This is a genomic window from Streptomyces liangshanensis (assembly GCF_011694815.1).
GTDB lineage: Bacteria > Actinomycetota > Actinomycetes > Streptomycetales > Streptomycetaceae > Streptomyces > Streptomyces liangshanensis.
This window is the reverse complement of the sequence record NZ_CP050177.1, coordinates 1,128,329-1,150,474: the sequence shown is the minus strand read 5'-3', so window position 1 is coordinate 1,150,474 and position 22,146 is coordinate 1,128,329. Positions and strand designations below refer to the sequence as shown.

The window sequence follows — 22,146 nt, the reverse complement described above, 5'->3', positions numbered from 1 at the left end:
GTACGGGTGGGTCGCTGACGAGACTTGAGGACTCCTGACGTCGACAGCAGAGGGGGTCCCGGGCATGACCGGCACTCGTATCGCCGCGCTCGGGCACTATCAGCCCGCCAAGGTGCTCACCAACGACGACCTGGCGGCCCTGGTCGACACCAGCGACGAATGGATCACCAGCCGGGTCGGCATCCGGACCCGGCATGTCGCGGGACCCGACGAACCGGTCGACGAGCTGGCCGCGCACGCGGGCGCCAAGGCGCTCGCCGCGGCCGGCCTCACCCCGGCCGACATCGACATGGTGCTGGTCGCCACGTCCACCGCGATCGACCGCTCGCCCAACACGGCGGCCCGGGTCGCGGCCCGGCTGGGCATGGGCTCGCCGGCCGTGATGGACCTCAACGTGGTCTGCGCCGGGTTCACCCACGCGCTGGCCATGGCCGACCACACGGTACGGGCGGGCTCCGCGACCCGGGTGCTGGTCATCGGCGCGGACAGCATGGCCGGCGTCGCCGACTGGACCGACCGCACGACGTGCGTCCTGGTCGGCGACGGCGCGGGCGCGGCGGTGGTCGTGGCGACCGGGGCCGACGAGGAGCCGGGCATCGGACCGGTGCTCTGGGGCTCGGTGCCGGAGATGGGGAACGCCGTACGGATCGAGGGCACCCCGCCCCGCTTCGCCCAGGAGGGCCAGTCCGTCTACCGGTGGGCCACCACCCAGCTGCCGCCGATCGCCCGCAAGGTCTGCGAGCGGGGCGGCGTCACCCCGGAGGAGCTGGCCGCGGTGGTCCTGCACCAGGCGAATCTGCGGATCATCGAGCCGGTGGCTCAGAAGATTGGCGCGATCAACGCGGTCATCGCCCGCGACGTGATCGAGTCGGGCAACACCTCGGCCGCGTCGATTCCCATGGCTTTGTCCAAGTTGGTCGCCCGGGGAGAGGTGCAGTCCGGCGCTCCGGTCCTGCTTTTCGGCTTCGGCGGCAACCTGTCCTACGCGGGTCAGGTCATCCGTTGCCCATGATGCCCATGATCTCCGATGTTCTCGGTAGACTGTAGACGATAGCCAATGTCCAGATCTCATCGAAACAGTCATGTGACTCTGCCGGCCAGGAGGGGGACCGCGATGTTGTCCGCAAGATTGGCGCAGGGCGCCGTGCCCAAGCTCGAACGACCGGGTCCGCTGCGCGAGCGTGTCTACGGCGCTCTCCTCGAACTCATCACCACCCGCGCGCTCCAACCGGGCCAGCACCTCGTCGAAAGCGAACTCGCAGGTCACCTCGGCGTGTCGCGCCAGCCGGTACGGGAAGCGCTCCAGCGGCTCAACACCGAGGGCTGGGTCGACCTGCGCCCCGCACAGGGCGCGTTCGTCCACGAACCGACCGAGGAGGAGGCGGACCAGCTGCTGTCCGTCCGTACCCTCCTGGAGGCGGAGGCCGCCCGGCTCGCCGCCGCCCACTCCGGCAAGGCGGGCATCGCCGCGCTGGAAGCGCTCTGCGCCCAGGGCGAGCAGTCCGTGGCGGACGACGACGTGGACCTGACGGTCGCCACCAACGCCGCGTTTCACGCCAAAGTCATGTCCCTGGCCGGAAACGTCGTCCTGGCCGAACTGGCCGCCCAGGTGGACCGCAGGGTCCGCTGGTACTACACCCCGGTGGCCCGCCAGCGCGGCAAGCAGTCCTGGATCGAACACCGCGAACTGATCGCGGCCATCGCGGCCCGCGACGAACAGCGCGCGACGGAAGTCATGAAGGCCCACACGGAACACACCCGCTCGACGTACCACCACAGGGCGGACCAGCGCCACGACGTCTGAGGCGCAGGCCCGACGGTTGTCGCGGGCGCTGACGGTCACTCCTCTTTGTCGGCCGCTCAGGGTCGGAACGAAGCGGCGTGTGCCCGGGCCCACTCCCGGAAGGTGCGCGGCGGACGTCCGGTCAGTTCGCGCACGGTCGGCAGTACGGCGGACTCGTCGATGCTGCCTCGCACGTAGAAGTCGAAGAACGCGTCGACATACTCCGTCGGCATGAGGGCGCTCATCCGCGCCCTGGCCTCGGCATCGGGCTCCGCCACCAGACGAAGCTCCCGGCCGAGGACCTCCCCGAGGATCCGCACCCGCTCGGCGGGCAACAGCGACTCGGGCCCTGACAGGGCGTGCACCCGCCCGTCGTGCGTCCCGTCCTCGTCGGTGAGGGCGACCGCGGCACACACCCCGATGTCGTACGGATCCACGACCGCGACGCGTACGCCGGCGAACGGCACCCGTACGGTGTCCCCGGCGGCGACCTGCTCCCGCCACTCGAGCGCGTTGGACATGAAGGCCACGGGCCGCAGGAACGTCCAGGACAACCCCGATTCCCGCACGGCCGCCTCCGACGCGACCATGTAGGCGGAGACGACGTTGCCGGGGTTGCCGCTCCCGACCGAACTCCCGGACAGCATCACGACCCGCTCCACCCCGGCCCGACGCAGAACGCGGAGCGTCTCGCCCATGCGCTCGTACCCGGGCATGAGGAACACGGCACGGACGCCGTGGAGGGCGGGGGCGAGGGAGGCGGGGTCGTTGAGGTCGCCGAGGACGGTTTCGGCGGTGCCGGGGGTGGGGGTGCTGCCCGTGCCGGCGCCGGTGGTGTCGTGACCGGCGTGCTCCGTCCCGGTGCCGGCGGTCCGTCCGCCGGAGCGGCTGAAGGCCCGCACTGTCTCACCGGCCCCGACGAGCGCCCGCACCACTTCCGAACCGACGTGACCGGTGGCTCCTGTCACGAGGATCATGCGTGACCTCCGGATAGGGGGAGTCGGCCCGGCCGCCGGGCACGAGGCCCATGGTGGGCGCTGTGTGCTGCCGCTGCCACCGGGGGCTGTGCGGGGGGACCTCGGGGGGCGTAGTCGGGCTCAAGGTTCTTGTTCTGTGTGACGTGGGGGCCGCCCCTTGCTGTTGAGTGTCGCGGTTTCGGGTCGGGCGTCAAGGGCGCTCCTTCGTCGCGTCGGCAAGCCGATTCCGCTTCGCTCCACCCTTGACTCCCGCCCCGAAACCGCAAGTGAAGGCGAGGGGGGCGGCCCGGGGGAGGGTCCCCCGGGACGGCAGGGGAGTTGCTGGGCTATCACCCCGGGCTGCGGCTCCGGCCGTGGATTTGCGCACCACCTGAATGGGGCAGTGCGACTCGGCTCAGCGACTGACCACCGTCCGCCGGCGGATACACAAGCACCGTGTCTGAGGTGAGTGGGTTGTCAGACCCCATCGGTACGGTCGGCGTATGAGAGCTACGGCAACCTTCACCGTCAAAGAGTTCGTCCCGACTGAGCTGCAACCCGTCCCGGCTGTGCCCACCGGCCTGCCGGTGGGTGTCGCGACAATGGAGAAGCACTTCGCGGGAGAGGCCGCAGGGCATTCGGCGACGCTCTTCACTGCGGCCTTCGACCAGTCGACCGGCGTCGGCACCTATGTCGCCATGGAGTCGTTCGAAGGCTCGCTCCAGGGGCGGGAGGGCGCCTTCAACTTCGTGCACTCGGCGACGACATCCGGCAACGACCGCACGGCGGAGTTCTTTACCATCGTGCCTTCGAGCGGCACCCGGGAGCTGGCCGGAATCTCCGGTGGCGGAGGGATGGCTGTTGATGCGGACGGTACGCACCGCATCTGGTTCGACTACCAACTCGACTGATCAGTGGCCTGGAGGACTCCTGATGCGCAGTGTCACCTACTCGATGGGTGTCTCTCTCGACGGTTACATCGTCGGGCCGGACGGCACGTTCGGCTGGTCGGCGCCGGACGAGGAGGTCTTTCGCTTCGTCACCGACGAGATCCGGGGTGTCGGCGTGCACCTCATGGGGCGGCGGCTGTACGAGACGATGTTGTACTGGGAGACCGCCGACCAGGATCCGTCGCTGGACGAGTCGATGCGGGAGTGGACCGCGCTCTGGAAGCCCCTCCCCAAGGTGGTCTTCTCCACCACGCTCTCCAGCGTGCAGGGCAACGCCCGCCTGCTGTCCGGCGGGCTGGCGGAGGAGATCGAGCGCCTGCGGACCTCGGGCGAGGGCGACATCGCCATCGGCGGCGCGACCCTGGCCGCCGAGGCGGCCCGGCTGGGCCTGATCGACGAGTACCGGGCCCGGGTCCACCCGGTACTGGTCGGCGGAGGCATCCCCTTCTACCCCCACCACGAACGCCTGGTGAACCTCGAACTGGTCGAAACCCGCACGTTCAACTCAGGCGTAGTCCACCTCCACCACCGCGTAACCCACCCAACGGCGGGCGGCACATAGACCCGCTCCAGCCAGGCCATATGCCCTGTTTGCCCAGGCGCAGGAGCCCTCTGACGGCCTTCCTCCCCGGTCTTGCGTGCTGTGTTCCGTTAGTGCATATCCAGGGCACATCACCGGCCGGTAGGGGGAGTATTGCCCGCCCCCTCCCTTCCACCCATCCAGCTCAGACACGGTGCTTGTACACCCGCCAACGGACGGCCGGCCAGCCGCTGAGCCGAGTCGCACAACCCCATTTAAGTGGTGCGCAAACCCCCAACCGGAGCCGCAGACCGCAACGAAACCCCGACAACAAACAGGGCCCCCCCGGGGGACCCCTCCCCCGGGCCGCCCCCCTCGGCCTTCACTTGCGGTTTCGGGGCGGGGGTCAAGGGTGGAGCGAAGCGCAATCGGCGCAGCCGACGCGACGAAGGAGCGCCCTTGACGCCCGACCCGAAACCGCGACACTCAACAGCAAGGGGCGGCCCCCACGTCAATCAGAACAAGAACGCCGACCCCGACTACGCCCCCGCGCGGGCCTCGCTCAAGCCGTCAGGTGTTGCATGTCCGTGTAGCGGTCGCCCGCCGCCGGGGATATCTCCGACAGGCGGCTCAGCTGCTCCGCCGTCAGTGTCAGCCCGTCCGCCGCCGCATTCTCCTCCAGGCGGGACACCCGCTTCGTGCCGGGGATGGGGGCTATGTCATTTCCCTGTGCCAGTAGCCAGGCGATCGCCACCTGCGCCGGGGTCGCTCCGACATCCCGGGCTATTGATCCCACCTCGTCCACGATTCCCAGGTTCTTCTTGAAGTTGTCGCCGGTGAAACGGGGATTCTTCGCGCGGAAGTCGTCGCTGTCCATCGTGCCGGTGGAGCGGATGGTTCCGGTCAGGAATCCGCGGCCCAGGGGTGAGTACGCGACAAAGCCGATGCCCAGTTCCCGGAGCAAGGGGAGTATTTCCGCCTCCGGCTCCCGCGACCACAAGGAGTACTCGCTCTGGAGCGCCGTGATCGGGTGGACCGCCTGGGCCCGCCGGATTGCCTCCGGGCTGGACTCCGACAGGCCGATGTGCCGGATCTTGCCCTCTGTGACCAGGTCGCTCATGGTGCCCACCACGTCCTCGACCGGGGTCCGCGGGTCCATGCGGTGCTGGTAGTAGAGGTCGATGTGGTCGGTGCGCAGCCGCTTGAGGGAGCCCTCGACGCAGATGCGGATATTCGCCGGCGAGCTGTCGAACTGGCGGATGTACTGGCCGTCCGATCCGTGGGAGAGATAGCCGAACTTCGTCGCCAATACCACCTGGTCCCGTCGCCCGGCGAGGGCGCGGCCCACCAGTTCCTCGTTCTTGTACGGTCCGTAGACCTCCGCGGTGTCGATAAAGGTGACGCCCAGGTCCAGGGCCCGGTGGATGGTACGGATGGATTCGGCGTCGTCCGTGCCCCCGCCCGTGTATACGCCGGACATCGACATGCACCCGAGCCCGATCCGGGACACGTCGAGCTTTCCGAGAGAGATCTTTTTCATGTGAGTTCCGTTCACCGCTGCCTTCGCCGCGACCTACGGCCTGCCCCTCCCCATCACTCCACGCTAACTCCAGTCGGTGGGGGAAAAGGTTGCCCTCTGCAATTGTTTGTCCTCCGGGGGAGAGGGGCGATACGACGAGGGGGTGGCGGCCCGAGGGTGGCCCGGGCAGCCCGACGGCGCCGCCGCCCCCTCCCCGTACCGCCCCCGCACCGACCTTTGTCCTGGGTGTGGAGAAAGTTGGCGTAGATTCCCGCGCAACTTCTTCCCACTGCGGGCAACCACTGCTACGTTCCCCTCGAAAGCACGACGGACAGCCGACACGGCGGGGAGGGGCGCGTGAGACGTATGACGGCACGACCCGCGAACGCGCACCAGGCGCGACTGCTCAGGCTGTTGCGTGACGGTGGGCCCAACTCCCGTGCGCAGCTCGGCGATCAGGTGGATCTCTCCCGCTCCAAGCTCGCCGTCGAGGTCGACCGGCTGCTGGAGACCGGGCTCGTGGTCGCGGACGGGCTGGCCGCCTCGCGCGGCGGGCGGCGGTCGCACAACATACGGCTCGCTCCCGCCCTGCGCTTCCTCGGCGTCGACATCGGCGCCACCTCGATCGATGTGGCCGTGACCAACGCCGAGTTGGAGGTCCTGGGGCATCTCAACCACCCCATGGACGTCCGCGAGGGACCTGTCGCCGTCTTCGAGCAGGTGCTCGCGATGGCGGCCAAGCTCAAGGTCTCCGGTCTGGCCGAGGAGTTCGACGGGGCCGGCATCGGGGTGCCGGGTCCTGTCCGCTTCCCCGAGGGGGTGCCCGTCGCGCCGCCGATCATGCCCGGCTGGGACGGCTTCCCGGTACGGGAGGCGCTCAGCCAGGAACTGGGCTGCCCGGTCATGGTCGACAACGACGTGAACCTGATGGCGATGGGGGAGCAGCACGCGGGCGTGGCACGTTCCGTGGGTGACTTCCTCTGCATCAAGATCGGTACGGGTATCGGCTGCGGGATCGTGGTCGGTGGTGAGGTCTACCGGGGGACGACCGGTAGTGCCGGCGACATCGGGCACATCCAGGTCGAACCGGACGGCCGGGCGTGCGCCTGCGGCAACAAGGGGTGCCTGGAGGCCCACTTCGGTGGCGCCGCGCTCGCCCGTGACGCCGAGGACGCCGCCCGTACCGGACGCTCGCCCGAACTCGCCGCACGGCTGGGCGCGGCGGGGCGGCTCACCGCCGTCGACGTCGCCGCGGCGGCCGCCGCCGGTGATCCCACCGCGCTCGACCTGATCCGTGAGGGCGGAAACAGGCTGGGCCAGGTGATCGCCGGGCTCGTCAGCTTCTTCAACCCGGGGCTCGTGGTGATCGGCGGCGGGGTGACCGGGCTCGGTCACACGCTGCTGGCCAGCGTCCGCACCCAGGTCTACCGGCAGTCGCTGCCGCTGGCCACCGGCAATCTCCCCATCGTCCTGGGGGAGTTGGGACAGGTCGCCGGCGTCACCGGCGCCGCCCGGCTCATCAGCGACCACCTGTTCTCGCCGGCCTGACGGGCCGGTAGGCACCACCGTGGCACCCGGCCCGACAGGCCGGTGAGCACCACCGCGCGACCCGGCCCGACGGCCGGTGAGTACCACCGCGTCACCCGCACGACCCGTACCACTGTACGAGCCGCACCACTGGTACTACCCGCACCGTACGCACACCGCACCGGTACACGTATCCGCACACCGCACCGATACCCACCACCTCACCACCGCGCCGTACGACAGCGACACCGCACCACCCGCACCCGCCCGTACGCGCTCCGCGCTGCCCGCAGCGCGCCGCCCTGCTCGCGCAACGGCCGCATCCGCCGAGGGGATACGCCATGGCACCAGCTCCACCGGAATCCGTTCTGCTCACCATGTCCGGCATCACCAAACTGTTCCCCGGTGTCCGGGCCCTCGACGGCGTCGACCTCGAGGTCCAGGCGGGTGAGGTCCACTGTCTGCTCGGCCAGAACGGCGCGGGCAAGTCCACGCTCATCAAGGTGCTCGCCGGCGCCCACCAGCCCGACGGCGGTGTGATCACCTGGCAGGGCGAGGCCGTCACGCTCAAGTCCCCGATCGCCGCCATGCGGCTCGGCATCGCGACCATCTACCAGGAACTCGACCTGGTCGAGGGCCTGTCGGTCGCCGAGAACATCTTCCTCGGCCACGAACCGACCACCGCCGGCTTCGTCGTCAAGGGCCGCGAGGCCAGGACGCGGGCGACCGCGCTGCTCAAGCGGCTCGGGCACCCGGAGATCCAGGCGCACCGGCCGGTCGGCTCGCTCTCCGCCGCCCAGCAGCAGATCGTGTCCATGGCCCGCGCCCTCTCCCACGAGGTACGGCTCATCGTGATGGACGAGCCGTCCGCCGCGCTCGACCCCGACGAGGTCAACAACCTCTTCCGGATCGTCGCCACCCTCACCGCCGACGGCGTCGCCGTCGTCTACATCTCCCACCGGCTGGAGGAGATCCGCCGCATCGGCGACCGTGTGACGGTCATCAAGGACGGCAGGACCGTCGCCGTCGGCCTCCCCGCGAAGGACACACCGACGCGCGAGGTGGTCGCGCTGATGACGGGACGTAACGTCGAGTACGTCTTCCCCGAGCGCCGCGCCACGGTCGACGCGCCCGCCGCGCAACCCGGCGTCGAACCCGTCCTGCGGGTCGAGGGGCTCGCCAGGGAAGGGGAGTTCGCGCCCGTCGACCTCGAACTGAGGCCCGGTGAGATCGTCGGCCTCGCGGGGCTCGTCGGCTCCGGGCGCTCCGAGATCCTGGAGACGATCTACGGCGCGCGCAAACCCACCGCCGGACGTGTGCTGGTCAACGGTGTCGCGCTGCGGCCCGGCAGTGTGCGCGCCGCGGTCCGCGCCGGGCTCGGGCTCGCGCCCGAGGAGCGCAAGGCCCAGGGCCTGTTGATGCTGGAGTCCGTCACCCGCAACGTGTCGGTCTCCTCCCTCTCCCGCTTCTCGCGGGCCGGCTGGCTCGACCACGCGGCCGAGCGCACCGCGGCGAGGGAGGCCGTCAGGGAACTGTCCCTGCGCCCCGACAACCCCGAGGTCCCCATCCGTACCCTCTCCGGAGGAAACCAGCAGAAGGCGGTCCTCGCCCGCTGGTTGCTGCGCGGCTGCCGGGTCCTGCTCCTGGACGAACCGACCCGCGGTGTCGACGTCGGCGCGCGCGCCGAGCTCTACGCCGTGATCCGGCGACTGGCCGACGAAGGCCTCGCCGTCCTGCTCGTCTCCAGCGAGGTCCCCGAAGTCCTGGGCCTCGCCGACCGGGTGCTGGTGCTCCGCGAAGGGCAGGTCGTCCACCGGGCGCCGGCCCAGGAGCTCGACGAGCACCGTGTACTCGATCTCGTGATGGAAGGGAGCCCGACGCCATGAAACAGCCCGCCTCCGAGGCGCGGCAGGGCGGGCCGGATGCCGCGGCCGCCTCGCAACCGCCCTCGACCGTGACCTCCGCCGACACCGCCAAGGACCGGGAGCCGAAGGGGAACCGGCCCGCGTTGGGGCTGCGGCTCGACGTCCGCAGCCTCTCGCTGCTCGGTGTGCTCCTGGCGCTGGTCGTCGTCGGTGGTATCACCAAGCCGGACCAGTTCCTGGACACCAACAACCTCCAACTGATCCTCACCCAGGCGTCGATCATCGGTGTGGTCACCGTCGGGATGACTTTCGTGATCACCAGCGGGGGCATCGACCTCTCGGTCGGCGCGATCGTGGCCCTCGCCTCGGTGTGGGCGACCACGCTCGCCACCCAGGAGTTCGGCTTCGTCGGGATCCTCTTCACCGCGATGGTGGTGGGGCTCGCCTGCGGCCTGGTGAACGGACTGCTCATCGCGTACGGCGGGATGGTGCCGTTCATCGCCACGCTCGCGATGCTCGCCTCCGCCCGCGGCCTGGCCCTCCAGATCACCGACGGCAAGACGCAGATCGTCACCGTGAACTCGGTGCTCGACCTGGGCATCCCCGACTCGTACGTCCTCGGGATCCCGCCGCTCGTCCTGGTCTTCGCGGCGGTCACGATCATCGGCTGGCTCGTGCTGAACCGTACGACCTTCGGCCGGCGCACCGTCGCCGTCGGCGGCAACGCGGAGGCCGCCCGCCTGGCGGGCATCGACGTCCGCAGGCAGCGGCTCTACCTCTACCTGCTCTCCGGGCTCTGCTGCGGCATCGCGGCCTTCCTGCTGATCGTCCTGGCCGGCTCGGGGCAGAACACCAACGGCAACCTGTACGAGCTGGACGCCATCGCCGCGGCGATCATCGGCGGCACCCTGCTCAGCGGCGGGCGCGGCACCATCGTCGGCTCCGTCCTCGGTGTCCTGGTCTTCACCACGATCACCAACATCTTCGCCCTCAACAACCTCCAGAGCGACGTCCAGCAGATCGCCAAGGGCGCCATCATCGTCGCCGCCGTACTGGTCCAGCGCCGCACTTCGCGCCACGGCGAGGCCTGACTCCCGGTCTCGTATCCGCTCCCGAACGTCCCGCACCGTCCGAAGGGTTGAACCGCCATGCCAGAAACCAGCCGTAGAGGAATGCTCTTCGGCACCGCAGCGATCTCCGCGGGTGCCCTCCTCACCGCCTGCACGAGCAACGAGCCCGCCAAGAAGGAAACCCCCGCGGCCAACAACCAGCCGGCCGCCGCGGACGACAAGCCCGGCAAGCCCGTCACCATCGGCTTCGCCGGCCCGCAGGCCGACCACGGCTGGCTCGCCGCGATCAACTCCAACGCCAAGTCGCGTGCCGAGAAGTACTCCGAGGTGACGCTCGACATCACCGAGGGATCCAACGACACCGCGGCCCAGATCGGCCAGGTCGAGACGCTGATCAACAAGAAGGTCGACGTCCTGGTGATCCTGCCGACCGACGGCAAGGCGCTCACCCAGGTCGGCCTGAAGGCGATGCGCGCCGGCATCCCGGTCATCAACCTCGACCGGATCTTCGCCAGCCCGCAGGCGTACCGCTGCTACATCGGCGGCGACAACTACGGCATGGGCGTCAGCGCCGGTAACTACATCGGCGAGAAGCTCAAGGGCAAGGCGAACGCCAAGGTCATCGAGCTGGCCGGGATCGACGCCCTGGAGCTGACGCAGCAGCGCAGCCAGGGCTTCAAGGACGCCCTCAAGAACTACCCGAACATCGAGCTCGTCGCCCGCCAGGCCGCTGACTTCACCGTCGAGTCCGGCCAGGCCAAGATGGCGCAGCTGCTCCAGGCGCAGTCCAGCTTCGACGCCCTGTGGAACCACGACGACGACCAGGGGGTGGGCGCGCTGCGCGCCATCCAGCAGGCGGGCCGCAAGGACTTCCTGATGGTCGGCGGCGCCGGTGCCAAGTCGGCGATGGACGCGATCAAGGCCGACAACAGCGTCGTCAAGGCGACCGTGCTCTACCCGCCCACCATGGCGGCCTCGGCCATCGACCTGGCGCGCGCGCTGGGCCAGGCCAAGGGCATCGGCGGCCTGGCGGAGCTGGAGATCCCGGCGTCCGTGACCCTCTTCTCGGCCGTGGTCGACAAGACGAACGTGGACCAGTACCTGCCGACGGGCTTCAGCTGACCGGGCCCGGGGCCGGGCCCGCCCCGGCCTTAGGCCGCCCCCACCAGCGAAAGAGACGAGGAGTACTCCGTATGACCCCCAGGGAAGCGTCGGAGAAGGAGGCCGGCGCACCGCCGGTGCTCGGTATCGGCATGGTCGGGTACGCGTTCATGGGCGCCGCCCACTCGCAGGGGTGGCGTACCGCGGGGCATGTGTTCGACCTGCCGTTGCGGCCCGCGCTCGCCGCGATCTGCGGCCGGGACGCGAGCTCCGTGGAGGCCGCCGCGCGCAAGCACGGCTGGGCCGCCACCGAGACCGACTGGCGCGCGCTGATCGCGCGCGACGACGTGCAGGTGGTCGACATCTGCACTCCCGGGGACAGTCACGCGGAGATCGCCATCGCCGCGCTGGAGGCGGGGAAGCACGTCCTGTGCGAGAAGCCGCTGGCCAACTCGGTGGCCGAGGCGGAGGCCATGGTGCGCGCGGCGGAAGCGGCGCGTGAGCGGGGCCAGTTGGCCATGGTCGGGTTCAACTACCGCCGGGTGCCCGCCATCGCGTACGCCCGGACCCTGATCGCCGAGGGGCGGCTCGGCACGCTGCGGCACGTCCGGGTCACCTACCTCCAGGACTGGCTCGTCGACCCGGCGTTCCCGCTGACCTGGCGGCTCAAGCGCGAGCACGCCGGGTCCGGGGCGCTGGGCGACCTGGGGGCGCACATCATCGACCTGGCGCAGTTCCTGACGGGGGAGCCGCTGGTGGGGGTGTCGGCGCTGGCCGAGACCTTCGTGAAGGAACGGCCGATCCTCTCCGGGGCGTCGGCCGGGCTGTCGGCCACCGGTGGCGGCGAGACGGGTCCGGTGACGGTGGACGACGCGGCGCTGTTCACCGGGCGGCTCGCCTCGGGGGCGCTGGCGTCCTTCGAGGCGACCCGGATGGCGGCGGGCCGCAAGAACGCGCTGCACCTGGAGATCAACGGCGAGCTGGGCTCGCTCGCCTTCGACCTGGAGCGGCTGAACGAGCTGTCGTTCCACGACCACACCGAGCCCGCGGTGTCCTCCGGCTTCCGCCGGATCCTCGTGACCGAGTCCGCGCATCCGTACCTGGAGGCGTGGTGGCCGCCGGGCCACGCGCTCGGCTACGAGCACACGTTCGTGCACCAGGCCCGTGACCTGGTGGAGGCCGTGGCGGCGGGCAAGGATCCGGCGCCGTCGTTCGCCGACGGGCTCCAGGTGCAGCGGGTGCTCGCCGCGGTCGAGGACAGTGCCGCCAAGAACGCCGTCTACACCCCCGTACCGCAGCAGCACGCCTAGGAGGTAGCGCATGCCACGCCCGTTCACACTCTTCACCGGCCAGTGGGCCGATCTGCCCCTGGAAGAAGTCTGCAGCCTCGCCCGGGACTTCGGGTACGACGGTCTGGAACTCGCCTGCTGGGGCGACCACTTCGAGGTCGACAAGGCGCTCGCCGATCCGGGCTACCTGCCCGGGCGGCACCAGCTGCTCGACAAGTACGGGCTCAAGTGCTTCGCGATCTCAAACCACTTGGTGAGCCAGGCGGTGTGCGACAGCATCATCGACGAGCGCCACCAGGGCATCCTGCCGTCCCGGATCTGGGGCGACGGGGAGCCCGAGGGGGTCAGGCAGCGGGCCGCCGCCGAGATCAAGGACACCGCGCGGGCCGCGGCCGCGTTCGGGGTGAACACGGTCATCGGCTTCACCGGCTCGTCCATCTGGCACCTGCTGGCGATGTTCCCGCCGGTGCCGCCCGCCATGATCGAGCGGGGGTACGAGGACTTCGCGGAGCGCTGGAACCCGATCCTCGACGTCTTCGACGCGGAGGGCGTCCGGTACGCGCACGAGGTGCACCCGGGCGAGATCGCGTACGACTACTGGACGACGCACCGCGCGCTGGAGGCCGTCGGCCACCGGCCCGCGTTCGGCCTGAACTTCGACCCGAGCCACTTCGTCTGGCAGGACCTGGACCCGGTCGGGTTCCTCTACGACTTCCGCGACCGGATCTACCACGTGGACTGCAAGGAGGCGCGCAAGCGGCTCGACGGCCGCAACGGCCGGCTGGGCTCGCACCTGCCCTGGGGCGACCCGCGGCGCGGCTGGGACTTCGTCTCGGCCGGCCACGGTGACGTGCCGTGGGAGGACGTCTTCCGGATGCTGGGGTCGATCGGGTACGAGGGCCCCATCTCGGTCGAGTGGGAGGACGCCGGCATGGACCGGCTGGCCGGCGCGCCCGAGGCCCTCAAGGACCTCAAGCGCTTCGACTTCGACCGGCCGACGGCGTCCTTCGACGCGGCCTTCGGCGGCGGCGAGTAGCGAGACGTCCCGCACTGTCCCGATTAGTCCTCAATCGCCGGGCGGGCCCGGTCCGCCCGGCGATTGAGGTTGAGGCATGCCCGATTCCCGCTTTGTCCTGAGGCTGGAAAAAGTAGAACTTCACCTCTGCGCAAGGCCTTTCCGTTCCGGACGAACCCCGCTACCGTCCACTGAGGTGTACAGGACAGCGAGCTTCCGGTGTGACGGCGCACATCGAGGAAGAGGCCGCTGTCCGGGGGACCGGTGCGGGACGAGCACCGCCCCCGCGAAGCGGACGCGGACCTCCGCGTCGCTTCGACCAGCACGTACGAACAGCCCACTCGTGGAGGACTTTCGTGCACAGAAAACGCCCCAGAGCCAGATCTCTCCTCGCCCTGCTGACCGGCGCCCTGCTCGCCGGGTCGAGCCTCGGGGCCGTACCGGCCACCGCGCACGAGCCGGAGCCGCCGGCCGCCGCGGAAAGCTTCCAGCAGGTGACCCTCGCCAAGGGCGCCGCGGAAGTCGGCGAGCCGATGTCGCTCGCCGTCCTGCCGGACCGGCGGGTGCTCCACACCTCGCGTGACGGCACGCTGCGCATCACCGACGCCGACGGCAACACCACGGTCTCCGGTTCGCTGGAGGTCTACAGCCACGACGAGGAAGGCCTCCAAGGCGTCGGCGTGGACCCGGACTTCGCCGAGAACCGGGCCATCTACCTGTTCTACGCGCCCAAGCTCAACACCCCGGCCGGCGACGCCCCCGAGAACGGCACCGCCGCCGACTTCGCCCCCTTCGACGGGTACAACCGCCTCTCCCGCTTCACCCTGAACGCGGACGGCACCCTCGACAAGGCGAGCGAGAAGAAGGTCCTCGACGTCGCCACCTCCCGCGGCACCTGCTGCCACGTCGGCGGTGACATCGCCTTCGACGCCGACGGGAACCTCTACCTGTCGACCGGCGACGACACCAACCCGTTCGCCTCCGACGGCTACACCCCGATCGACGAACGGGCCGACCGCAACCCGGCGTTCGACGCCCAGCGCAGCTCGGGCAACACCAACGACCTGCGCGGCAAGGTGCTCCGTATCAAGGTCGCCGCGGACGGCTCGTACACGATCCCGGAGGGCAACCTCTTCGCGCCGGGTACGGAGAAGGCGCGGCCCGAGATCTACGCGATGGGGTTCCGCAACCCGTTCCGCATCAACGTCGACCAGAAGACCGGCATCGTCTACGTCGGTGACTACGGCCCCGACGCGGGCGCCGCCTCCCCGACCCGCGGCCCGTCCGGACAGGTCGAGTTCGCCCGGGTGACCAAGGCCGGCAACTTCGGCTGGCCGTACTGCACCGGCGACAACGACGCCTTCATCGACTACGACTTCGCGACGAAGGTCTCCGGCGCCGCCTTCGACTGCTCCGCGCCGAAGAACAACTCGCCGCACAACACCGGGCTCACCGACCTGCCGCCCGCCGAGGCGGCCTGGCTGCCCTACGACGGGAACAGCGTCCCCGAGCTGGGCTCCGGCTCCGAGTCCCCGATGGGCGGTCCGGTCTACCGGTACGACGCCGACCTCGACTCCCCGGTCAAGTTCCCCGAGTCCTACGACGGCGACTTCTTCGCCGGTGAGTTCGGCCGCCAGTGGATCAAGCGGATCGAGCAGGACGAGAACGGCACGATCGGCTCGATCAACCCGTTCCCCTGGACCGGCACCCAGGTCATGGACATGGAGTTCGGCCCCGACGGCGCCCTCTACGTCCTCGACTACGGCCTGTCCTGGTTCGGCGGCGACGAGCACTCCGCCGTCTACCGCATCGAGAACATCACCGGCGGCCGCTCACCCGTCGCCGTGGCCACCGCGAACAAGACCTCCGGCAAGGCCCCGCTGAAGGCGACCTTCTCCTCCGCGGGCACCCAGGACCCGGACGGCGATCCGCTCACGTACGCCTGGGACTTCGGCGACGGCGGCACCTCGACCGACGCCAACCCCGCCTACACGTACAAGAAGAACGGCACCTACACCGCGACCCTCACCGTCTCCGACGGCACGGGCCGCCACGGCAGCGCGTCCGTACGCGTCGTCGTCGGCAACACCGCGCCCAAGGTGACGCTCGAACTGCCCGCCGAGGGAACGCTGTTCAACTTCGGTGACAAGCTGCCCTTCAAGGTCACCGTCACCGACCCCGAGGACGGCCCGATCGACTGCTCCAAGGTCACCGTCCGCTACATCCTCGGCCACGACAACCACGGCCACCCGATCACCTCGGCCAACGGCTGCGAAGGCACCATCACCGCGCCCGCCGACGCCGAGCACGACCCCAACGCCAACATCTTCGGTGTCATCGACGCCGAGTACACCGACGGCGGGGCCGGCGGCCAGGAGGCCCTGACCAGCCACGACCAGGCGCAGCTCCAGCCGCGTCACCGGCAGGCCGAGCACTTCAACGGCTCGTCCGGCATCAAGACGTACGACAAGGCCAGCGCCAACGGCGGCAAGACCGTCGGCGACGTCGACAACGACGACTGGATCTCCTTCAAGCCGTACCACCTGGCCGGGTCCAAGACCCTCACGGCCCGGGTCTCCTCCGGCGGCGCCGGCGGATACCTCGAAGTACGCACCGGTTCCGCCACCGGCAACCTGCTGGGCTCCGCGCCCATCCCGGTCACCGGCAGCTGGGACGTCTTCCAGGACATCGACGTACCCCTGAGGTCCGTCCCCGCCAAGACCACCGAACTGTTCCTCGTCTTCAAGGGCGCCACCGGCCAGGGCGCGCTCTTCGACCTGGACGACTTCCAGATCAGCACCGCCGTGCCCGGCAAGACCGAGAAGCGCGTCCTCGTCTTCTCCCGGACCGCGGGCTTCCGCCACGACTCCATCCCGGAGGGCATCGCCGCGCTCAAGGAGCTCGGGAAGACCACCGGCATCACGGTCGACTCCACCGAGACACCGGGGCAGTTCACCACCAACAACCTGGCCCGGTACGACGCGGTCGTCTTCCTCTCCACCACCGGTGACGTCCTCAACGCCGACCAGCAGAAGGCGTTCGAGAACTACGTCGCCACCGGCGGCGGGTACATGGGCGTCCACGCCGCGGCCGACACCGAGTACGACTGGTCCTTCTACGGAGGCCTGGTGGGCGCCTACTTCTCGGGCCACCCCCAGATCCAGTCCGCCACGGTCCGCGTCGAGGACCACGACCACCCGGCGACCGCCCACCTCGGTGACGAGTGGCAGCGCACCGACGAGTGGTACAACTACCGCACCAACCCGCGGGACCAGGCCAAGGTCCTCGCCACCCTGGACGAGACCACCTACCAGGGCGGCACCATGAAGGGCGACCACCCGATCGCCTGGTGCCAGACGTACGAGGGCGGCCGGGCGTTCTACACCGGCGGCGGCCACACCAAGGAGTCCTACGCGGACGAGCCGTTCCGCCAGCACCTGCTGGGCGGACTGCGCTACGCCGCCGGGCAGGTCAAGGCCAACTGCAAGCCGGACACGGGCTACCGGGACATCTTCAACGGCAAGACCCTCGCCGGCTGGAAGCAGGGCGGCCCCGGCAAGTTCAACGTCGTCAACGGCGAGCTGCGCTCCGAGGGCGGCATGGGCCTCCTGACGTACCAGGCCAAGGAGCTCAAGTCCTACTCGCTCAAGCTCGACTGGAAGCTCGACGGGGACGACAACTCCGGTGTGTTCGTGGGCTTCCCGGCCTCCGACGACCCCTGGTCGGCGGTGAACAACGGGTACGAGGTGCAGATCGACGCCACCGACGCCCCGGACCGCACCACCGGCTCCGTCTACACCTTCAAGTCGGCCAACATCAAGGCCAGGGACCAGGTTCTGCGCCCGCCCGGGCAGTGGAACAACTACGAGATCCGCGTGCAGGGTGAACGTCTCCAGATCTTCCTGAACGGCGTGAAGATCAACGACTTCACCAACACAGATCCGGCACGCAGCCTGAAGGACGGCTACATCGGTCTCCAGAACCACGGGGCCGACGACCAGGCGTCCTTCCGCAACATCCAGCTCAAGGAACTGCCGACCCCGTAGGGGCCCGACCGTTCCGCACGGCTGGACCGCCGACCGGCGGCGGGCGGGGAGGCGCCGTACCCCCCGCCCGCCGTCCACCACCACACCACCGGCAGGAGGCATCCCGTGACGACGAACCGAACAGCATCGACCGCACAGCGCACCGGAGTCTGGTTCGTCGGAGCGCGAGGCTCCGTCGCCACGACCGCCGTCGCGGGATGCGCGGCGGTCACCGCCGGACTGCACCCCGCGACGGGCATGGTCACCGAGACCCCGCCCTTCGCGGGGACGGGCCTGCCCCCGCTCTCCTCCCTCGTCTTCGGCGGCCACGACACCGCCAGCTGCCCGCTGCCCAAACGCGCCGAGGCGCTCACGGCGGCGGGCGTGCTCCCGCACGGGCTGCCCTCCGCCCTCCACGCCGAACTCGCCGCCGCCGACGCGGAGATACGCCCGGGCGGGCCGCACCCCGGCGACACCCGCGCCGACGACGAGATCATCTCCGCGTTCGCCGCGGACATCACCGCCTTCGCCCAACGCACCGGCGTGGCCAGGACGGTGGTCGTCAACGTGTCCTCCACCGAGGCCGCCCCCGACCCCGACGACCCCCGCCTGCCCGTCAGTTCGCTGTACGCGGCGGCCGCGGTCCGGGCCGGCTGCGGCTACGTGAACTTCACCCCGTCCACCGGACTGCGCACGCCCGCCCTCACCGCCGCCGCCGCGGTCGCCGGACTTCCCCACGCCGGCCGCGACGGCAAGACCGGCCAGACGCTGCTCCGTTCCGTACTCGCCCCCATGTTCGTCCAGCGCGCCCTGACCGTACGGGCCTGGTCCGGTACGAACCTCCTGGGCGGCGGGGACGGGGCGGCGCTGGCCGATCCGGCCGCCGCGGCGGCCAAGAACGCCGGCAAGGAACGCGTCCTCGCCGACACCCTGGGCGCGGCCCCCGAGGGCGAGGTCCACATCGACGACGTGCCGGCGCTCGGCGATTGGAAGACCGCCTGGGACCACATCGCGTTCGACGGCTTCCTCGGCTCCCGCATGATCCTCCAGACCATCTGGCAGGGCTGCGACTCGGCGCTCGCCGCGCCCCTGGTCCTCGACCTGGCCCGGCTGGTGGCCCGCGCCCACGAGACCGGACTCACCGGGCCCCTCCCGGAACTCGGCTTCTACTTCAAGGACCCGGACGGCGGGCCCGCCGCCCTGGCCGAGCAGTTCACCGAGCTGCTCTCCTTCGCCGACCGGCTGAAGGAGACCGCGTGAGGCTCCGCGCCTGGGCCGAACTGCTGCGCGTGTCCGCCCTGTTCACGGTTCCGGGCGACGCCCTCGCGGGCGCGGCCGCCCTCGGCGTACGGCCGCGGCGCGGGACCGCGCTGGCGGTGGGCGCCTCGCTCTGCCTGTACGAGGCGGGCATGGCGCTCAACGACTGGGCGGACCGCGAGGAGGACGCGCGGGACCGCCCGCACCGCCCGATCCCCTCGGGCCGGATCTCCCCCCGGGCGGCCCTCGCCGCGGCGGGCGCCCTGACGGCGGCGGGCCTGGCCCTGGCGTCCCGCGCGGGGCGGCCGGCGCTGGTGGTGTCCTCGGCGCTGGCGGCGACGGTCTGGGCGTACGACCTGAAGCTGAAGCACACCGTCGCGGGACCGGTGGCGATGGGCGCGGCGCGCGCCCTCGACCTGGTCCTCGGGGCGGTCGCCACGGCGCCGGGCACGCCGGGGCCCTCGCTGCGCGCCGCCCTCCCCTCGGCCGCGATCCTCGGCACCCACACCGCCGCGGTCACGACGGTGTCGCGACGCGAGGCAGAGGGCGGATCGGCGGCCGCGCCACTGGCCGCGCTGGCGGCGACGCTGGGGCTGGCGGCGGTCGCCGCGAGGCGCACGGGGCGGGCCACTCAAGCCCGTCCGGCGATTGAGGACACCTCCGGCCGGAGGCCGGGTCGCCGCGACGGCCCGCAGTCGTTCACCGACGCGGAGAACACCCCCCGCATCGTCACCGCCGCCCTCGCCACCGCCTACGCCGCCACCGCCGCCCACCCCCTCCTCCACGCCGCGCTCAACCCCTCCCCGCCCCTCACCCAGCGGGCCGTCGGCGGGGGGATCCGGGCCATGATCCCGTTGCAGGGCGCCCTCGCCGCGCGCGGCGGGGCCGTCGGGGTGGGCCTCGGCGTCATGGCGCTCGTCCCGATCGCCCGCGCACTCGCCCGGAAAGTGAGCCCCACATGAGCATCCGCCTCGGATACGGCACCAACGGGCTCACCGACCTCCGGCTCGACGACGGCCTCGGGCTCCTCGCCGACCTCGGGTACGACGGCGTCGGCCTGACCCTCGACCACATGCACCTCGACCCCCTCGCCCCCGACCTCGCCGCCCGCACCCGGCGCGTCGCCGGACGCCTGGCCGAGCTGGGGCTCGGTGTCACCGTCGAGACGGGGGCGCGGTACGTCCTCGACGCGCGGCGCAAGCACGGGCCGACCCTCCTCGACCCGGACCCCGACGGCCGCCGGGCCCGTACCGCCCTGCTCGTCACCGCCGTCCAGGTCGCCGCCGACCTCGGCGCGCACGCCGCCCACTGCTTCACCGGCGTCGTCCCCGAGGGCACCGCCACCGACATCGCCTGGGACCGCCTCGAAGAGTCCCTCACCCCCGTCGTGGCCGCCGCCGACGCGGCCGGGATCCCGCTCGCCCTGGAGCCCGAGCCCGGCCACCTCGTCGCCGACCTCGCCGGGTTCCACCGGCTCAGACACCGCCTCGGCGACCCCGGGCCGCTCGGCCTGACCCTGGACATCGGCCACTGCCAGTGCCTGGAGAGCGACCCGCCCGCCGACTGCGTCCGCGCCGCCGCGCCCTGGCTCCGCCACGTCCAGATCGAGGACATGCGGCGCGGGGTGCACGAACACCTCCCCTTCGGCGACGGCGAGATCGACTTCCCGCCCGTGCTCGACGCCCTCGACGCCACCGGCTACCAGGGCCTCACCGTGGTCGAGCTGCCCCGCCACTCCCACGCCGGGCCCGAACTGGCCCGCACCTCCATCGAGTTCCTCCGCGCGGTCCTGAAGAACGGGGTACCGGCATGACCCAGCTCCGCGACCAGCTCGCCCCCCGGCTCGACGCGGCCGCCCGCCCGTGGCTCGACGCGTCGCTGGCCCTCGCGGAACAGGCCGCCGCCCGCCCCGATGACGGCGACAACGTTGCCTTCGCCCCGTGGGAGCTGAGCTTCGCCGCCGCCGGGCGCCACTGCGGCCAGGACCACGCCGACTCCGTACGCGTCCTGCTCCTGCACACCGCCCGCGCCGACCTCGCCACCCTCACCCGCCTCTACCACCAGGGCAGCGCCGCCGAACGCCGGGCCGTCCTGCTCGCCCTGCCCGAGCGCGTCGACGGGCCGGACGCCCTTCCCCTCGTCGAGGACGCCCTGCGGACCAACGACACCCGGCTCGTCGCCGCCGCCGTCGGACCGTACGCCACCGCGCACCTCGACCCCCACGCCTGGCGGCACGCCATCCTCAAGTGCCTCTTCACCGGCGTCCCCCTCACCGCGGTCGACGGCCTCGCCCGGCGAGCCCCCGGGGACGCCGAACTCGCCCGGATGCTCGCCGACTTCGCGGCCGAACGCACCGCCGCCGGCCGCTCCGTGCCCGCCGACCTGCCCCACGCGCTGCACCTGACCGGCGAGGAGTCCTGATGCGCATCTTCGACCCCCACATCCACATGACCTCCCGCACGACGGACGACTACCAGGCGATGTACGCCTCCGGGGTACGCGCCCTCGTCGAGCCCTCCTTCTGGCTCGGCCAGCCCCGTACCTCACCCACCAGCTTCTACGACTACTTCGACGCCCTCCTCGGCTGGGAGCCCTTCCGCGCCGCCCAGTACGGCATCGCCCACCACTGCACCCTGGCCCTCAACCCCAAAGAGGCCAACGACCCGCGCTGCACCCCGGTCCTGGACCAACTGCCGCGCTACCTCGTCAAGGACGGCGTCGTCGCCGTCGGCGAGATCGGCTACGACTCGATGACCCCGGCCGAGGACCACGCCCTGGCCGCGCAGTTGCAGCTCGCCGCCGACCACGGCCTGCCCGCGCTCGTCCACACCCCCCACCGCGACAAGCTCGCCGGCCTGCGCCGCACCGTCGACGCCGTCCGTGAGTCCGCGCTCGCCCCGGACCGCGTCCTGCTCGACCACCTCAACGAGACGACGGTCAAGGAGGCAGCGGAGAGCGGCAGTTGGCTCGGCTTCTCCATCTACCCCGACACCAAGATGGACGAGGACCGCATGGTCGCCGTCCTCAAGGACCACGGCACCGAGAAGGTCCTCGTCAACTCCGCCGCCGACTGGGGGAAGAGCGACCCGCTGAAGACCCGCAAGGTCGCCGACGCGATGCTCGCCGCCGGGTTCACCGAGGACGACGTGGACCAGGTCCTGTGGCGCAACCCCGTCGCCTTCTACGGCCTCAGCGGCCGGCTCCAGCTCGACGTACCGGCCCCGGAAGCCCTGCACGAGGGCAACTCCATCCTCCGCGGCGGGGAGTGA

At 71.0% G+C, this 22,146-nt stretch carries 18 protein-coding genes; 16 read left to right on the top strand and 2 right to left on the bottom strand.

Annotated features, from left to right (window positions below; all coding sequences use genetic code 11):
• Positions 1 to 64: 64 nt before the first annotated feature.
• Both HA039_RS05035 and HA039_RS05030 read left to right on the top strand, forming a co-directional pair.
• Positions 65 to 1,012, top strand: a complete 948-nt coding sequence (locus HA039_RS05035) for a beta-ketoacyl-ACP synthase III (protein ID WP_167024348.1) — start codon at positions 65 to 67, stop codon at positions 1,010 to 1,012.
• Between the two features lie 102 nt (positions 1,013 to 1,114).
• Positions 1,115 to 1,804, top strand: coding sequence for a GntR family transcriptional regulator (locus HA039_RS05030; RefSeq protein ID WP_167024346.1), 690 nt, complete (start codon positions 1,115 to 1,117; stop codon positions 1,802 to 1,804).
• A 56-nt stretch (positions 1,805 to 1,860) separates the two neighbouring features.
• On the opposite strand, the gene HA039_RS05025 is transcribed toward HA039_RS05030, so the two are convergent.
• On the bottom strand, positions 1,861 to 2,760 hold the full coding sequence (locus HA039_RS05025; RefSeq protein ID WP_167024344.1) for an NAD(P)H-binding protein: 900 nt from the start codon (positions 2,758 to 2,760) through the stop codon (positions 1,861 to 1,863).
• A gap of 482 nt (positions 2,761 to 3,242) precedes the next feature.
• On the opposite strand from HA039_RS05025, the gene HA039_RS05020 reads away from it, so the two are divergent.
• On the top strand, positions 3,243 to 3,650 hold the full coding sequence (locus HA039_RS05020) for a DUF3224 domain-containing protein (protein ID WP_167024343.1): 408 nt from the start codon (positions 3,243 to 3,245) through the stop codon (positions 3,648 to 3,650).
• A gap of 22 nt (positions 3,651 to 3,672) precedes the next feature.
• Positions 3,673 to 4,251, top strand: coding sequence for a dihydrofolate reductase family protein (locus HA039_RS05015; protein WP_167024341.1), 579 nt, complete (start codon positions 3,673 to 3,675; stop codon positions 4,249 to 4,251).
• A 520-nt stretch (positions 4,252 to 4,771) separates the two neighbouring features.
• On the opposite strand, the gene HA039_RS05010 is transcribed toward HA039_RS05015, so the two are convergent.
• The gene (locus HA039_RS05010; protein ID WP_167024339.1) at positions 4,772 to 5,749 is read right to left on the bottom strand and encodes an aldo/keto reductase; all 978 of its coding nucleotides are present in this window, start codon (positions 5,747 to 5,749) and stop codon (positions 4,772 to 4,774) included.
• 345 nt (positions 5,750 to 6,094) lie between these two features.
• Here HA039_RS05010 and HA039_RS05005 point away from each other — a divergent pair, with 345 nt between their 5' ends.
• The 12 genes from HA039_RS05005 to HA039_RS04950 all read left to right on the top strand — a co-directional run bounded on the left by HA039_RS05005 (position 6,095) and on the right by HA039_RS04950 (position 22,146).
• Positions 6,095 to 7,276, top strand: a complete 1,182-nt coding sequence (locus HA039_RS05005; RefSeq protein ID WP_167024337.1) for an ROK family transcriptional regulator — start codon at positions 6,095 to 6,097, stop codon at positions 7,274 to 7,276.
• 320 nt (positions 7,277 to 7,596) lie between these two features.
• Positions 7,597 to 9,141, top strand: coding sequence for a sugar ABC transporter ATP-binding protein (locus HA039_RS05000; RefSeq protein WP_167024335.1), 1,545 nt, complete (start codon positions 7,597 to 7,599; stop codon positions 9,139 to 9,141).
• Positions 9,138 to 10,211 (top strand): ABC transporter permease, encoded by a 1,074-nt coding sequence (locus HA039_RS04995; RefSeq protein WP_167024333.1) that lies wholly within the window; start codon positions 9,138 to 9,140, stop codon positions 10,209 to 10,211. Before HA039_RS05000 ends, HA039_RS04995 begins: the two co-directional genes overlap by 4 nt.
• 57 nt (positions 10,212 to 10,268) lie before the next feature.
• A complete protein-coding gene (locus HA039_RS04990; RefSeq protein WP_167024331.1) occupies positions 10,269 to 11,312 on the top strand; it encodes a substrate-binding domain-containing protein in 1,044 nt (347 codons plus the stop codon).
• 71 nt (positions 11,313 to 11,383) lie between these two features.
• A complete protein-coding gene (locus HA039_RS04985; RefSeq protein ID WP_167024329.1) occupies positions 11,384 to 12,601 on the top strand; it encodes a Gfo/Idh/MocA family protein in 1,218 nt (405 codons plus the stop codon).
• A gap of 10 nt (positions 12,602 to 12,611) precedes the next feature.
• Positions 12,612 to 13,616, top strand: coding sequence for a sugar phosphate isomerase/epimerase family protein (locus HA039_RS04980; protein WP_167024327.1), 1,005 nt, complete (start codon positions 12,612 to 12,614; stop codon positions 13,614 to 13,616).
• A 335-nt stretch (positions 13,617 to 13,951) separates the two neighbouring features.
• Positions 13,952 to 17,641, top strand: a complete 3,690-nt coding sequence (locus HA039_RS04975; protein WP_167024325.1) for a ThuA domain-containing protein — start codon at positions 13,952 to 13,954, stop codon at positions 17,639 to 17,641.
• A gap of 105 nt (positions 17,642 to 17,746) precedes the next feature.
• Positions 17,747 to 18,880 carry an inositol-3-phosphate synthase gene (locus HA039_RS04970; RefSeq protein ID WP_167024323.1) on the top strand — a complete coding sequence of 378 codons (1,134 nt, stop codon included), beginning with the start codon at positions 17,747 to 17,749 and terminating at the stop codon, positions 18,878 to 18,880.
• Positions 18,877 to 19,839: an SCO3242 family prenyltransferase gene (locus HA039_RS04965; RefSeq protein ID WP_167024321.1), complete on the top strand. Its 963-nt coding sequence runs from the start codon at positions 18,877 to 18,879 to the stop codon at positions 19,837 to 19,839. Before HA039_RS04970 ends, HA039_RS04965 begins: the two co-directional genes overlap by 4 nt.
• Positions 19,836 to 20,690, top strand: coding sequence for a sugar phosphate isomerase/epimerase family protein (locus tag HA039_RS04960; RefSeq protein ID WP_167024318.1), 855 nt, complete (start codon positions 19,836 to 19,838; stop codon positions 20,688 to 20,690). The genes HA039_RS04965 and HA039_RS04960 overlap by 4 nt, the downstream gene beginning before the upstream one ends.
• On the top strand, positions 20,687 to 21,298 hold the full coding sequence (locus HA039_RS04955; RefSeq protein ID WP_167024315.1) for an EboA domain-containing protein: 612 nt from the start codon (positions 20,687 to 20,689) through the stop codon (positions 21,296 to 21,298). The genes HA039_RS04960 and HA039_RS04955 overlap by 4 nt, the downstream gene beginning before the upstream one ends.
• A complete protein-coding gene (locus HA039_RS04950) occupies positions 21,298 to 22,146 on the top strand; it encodes a TatD family hydrolase (protein ID WP_167024312.1) in 849 nt (282 codons plus the stop codon). Before HA039_RS04955 ends, HA039_RS04950 begins: the two co-directional genes overlap by 1 nt.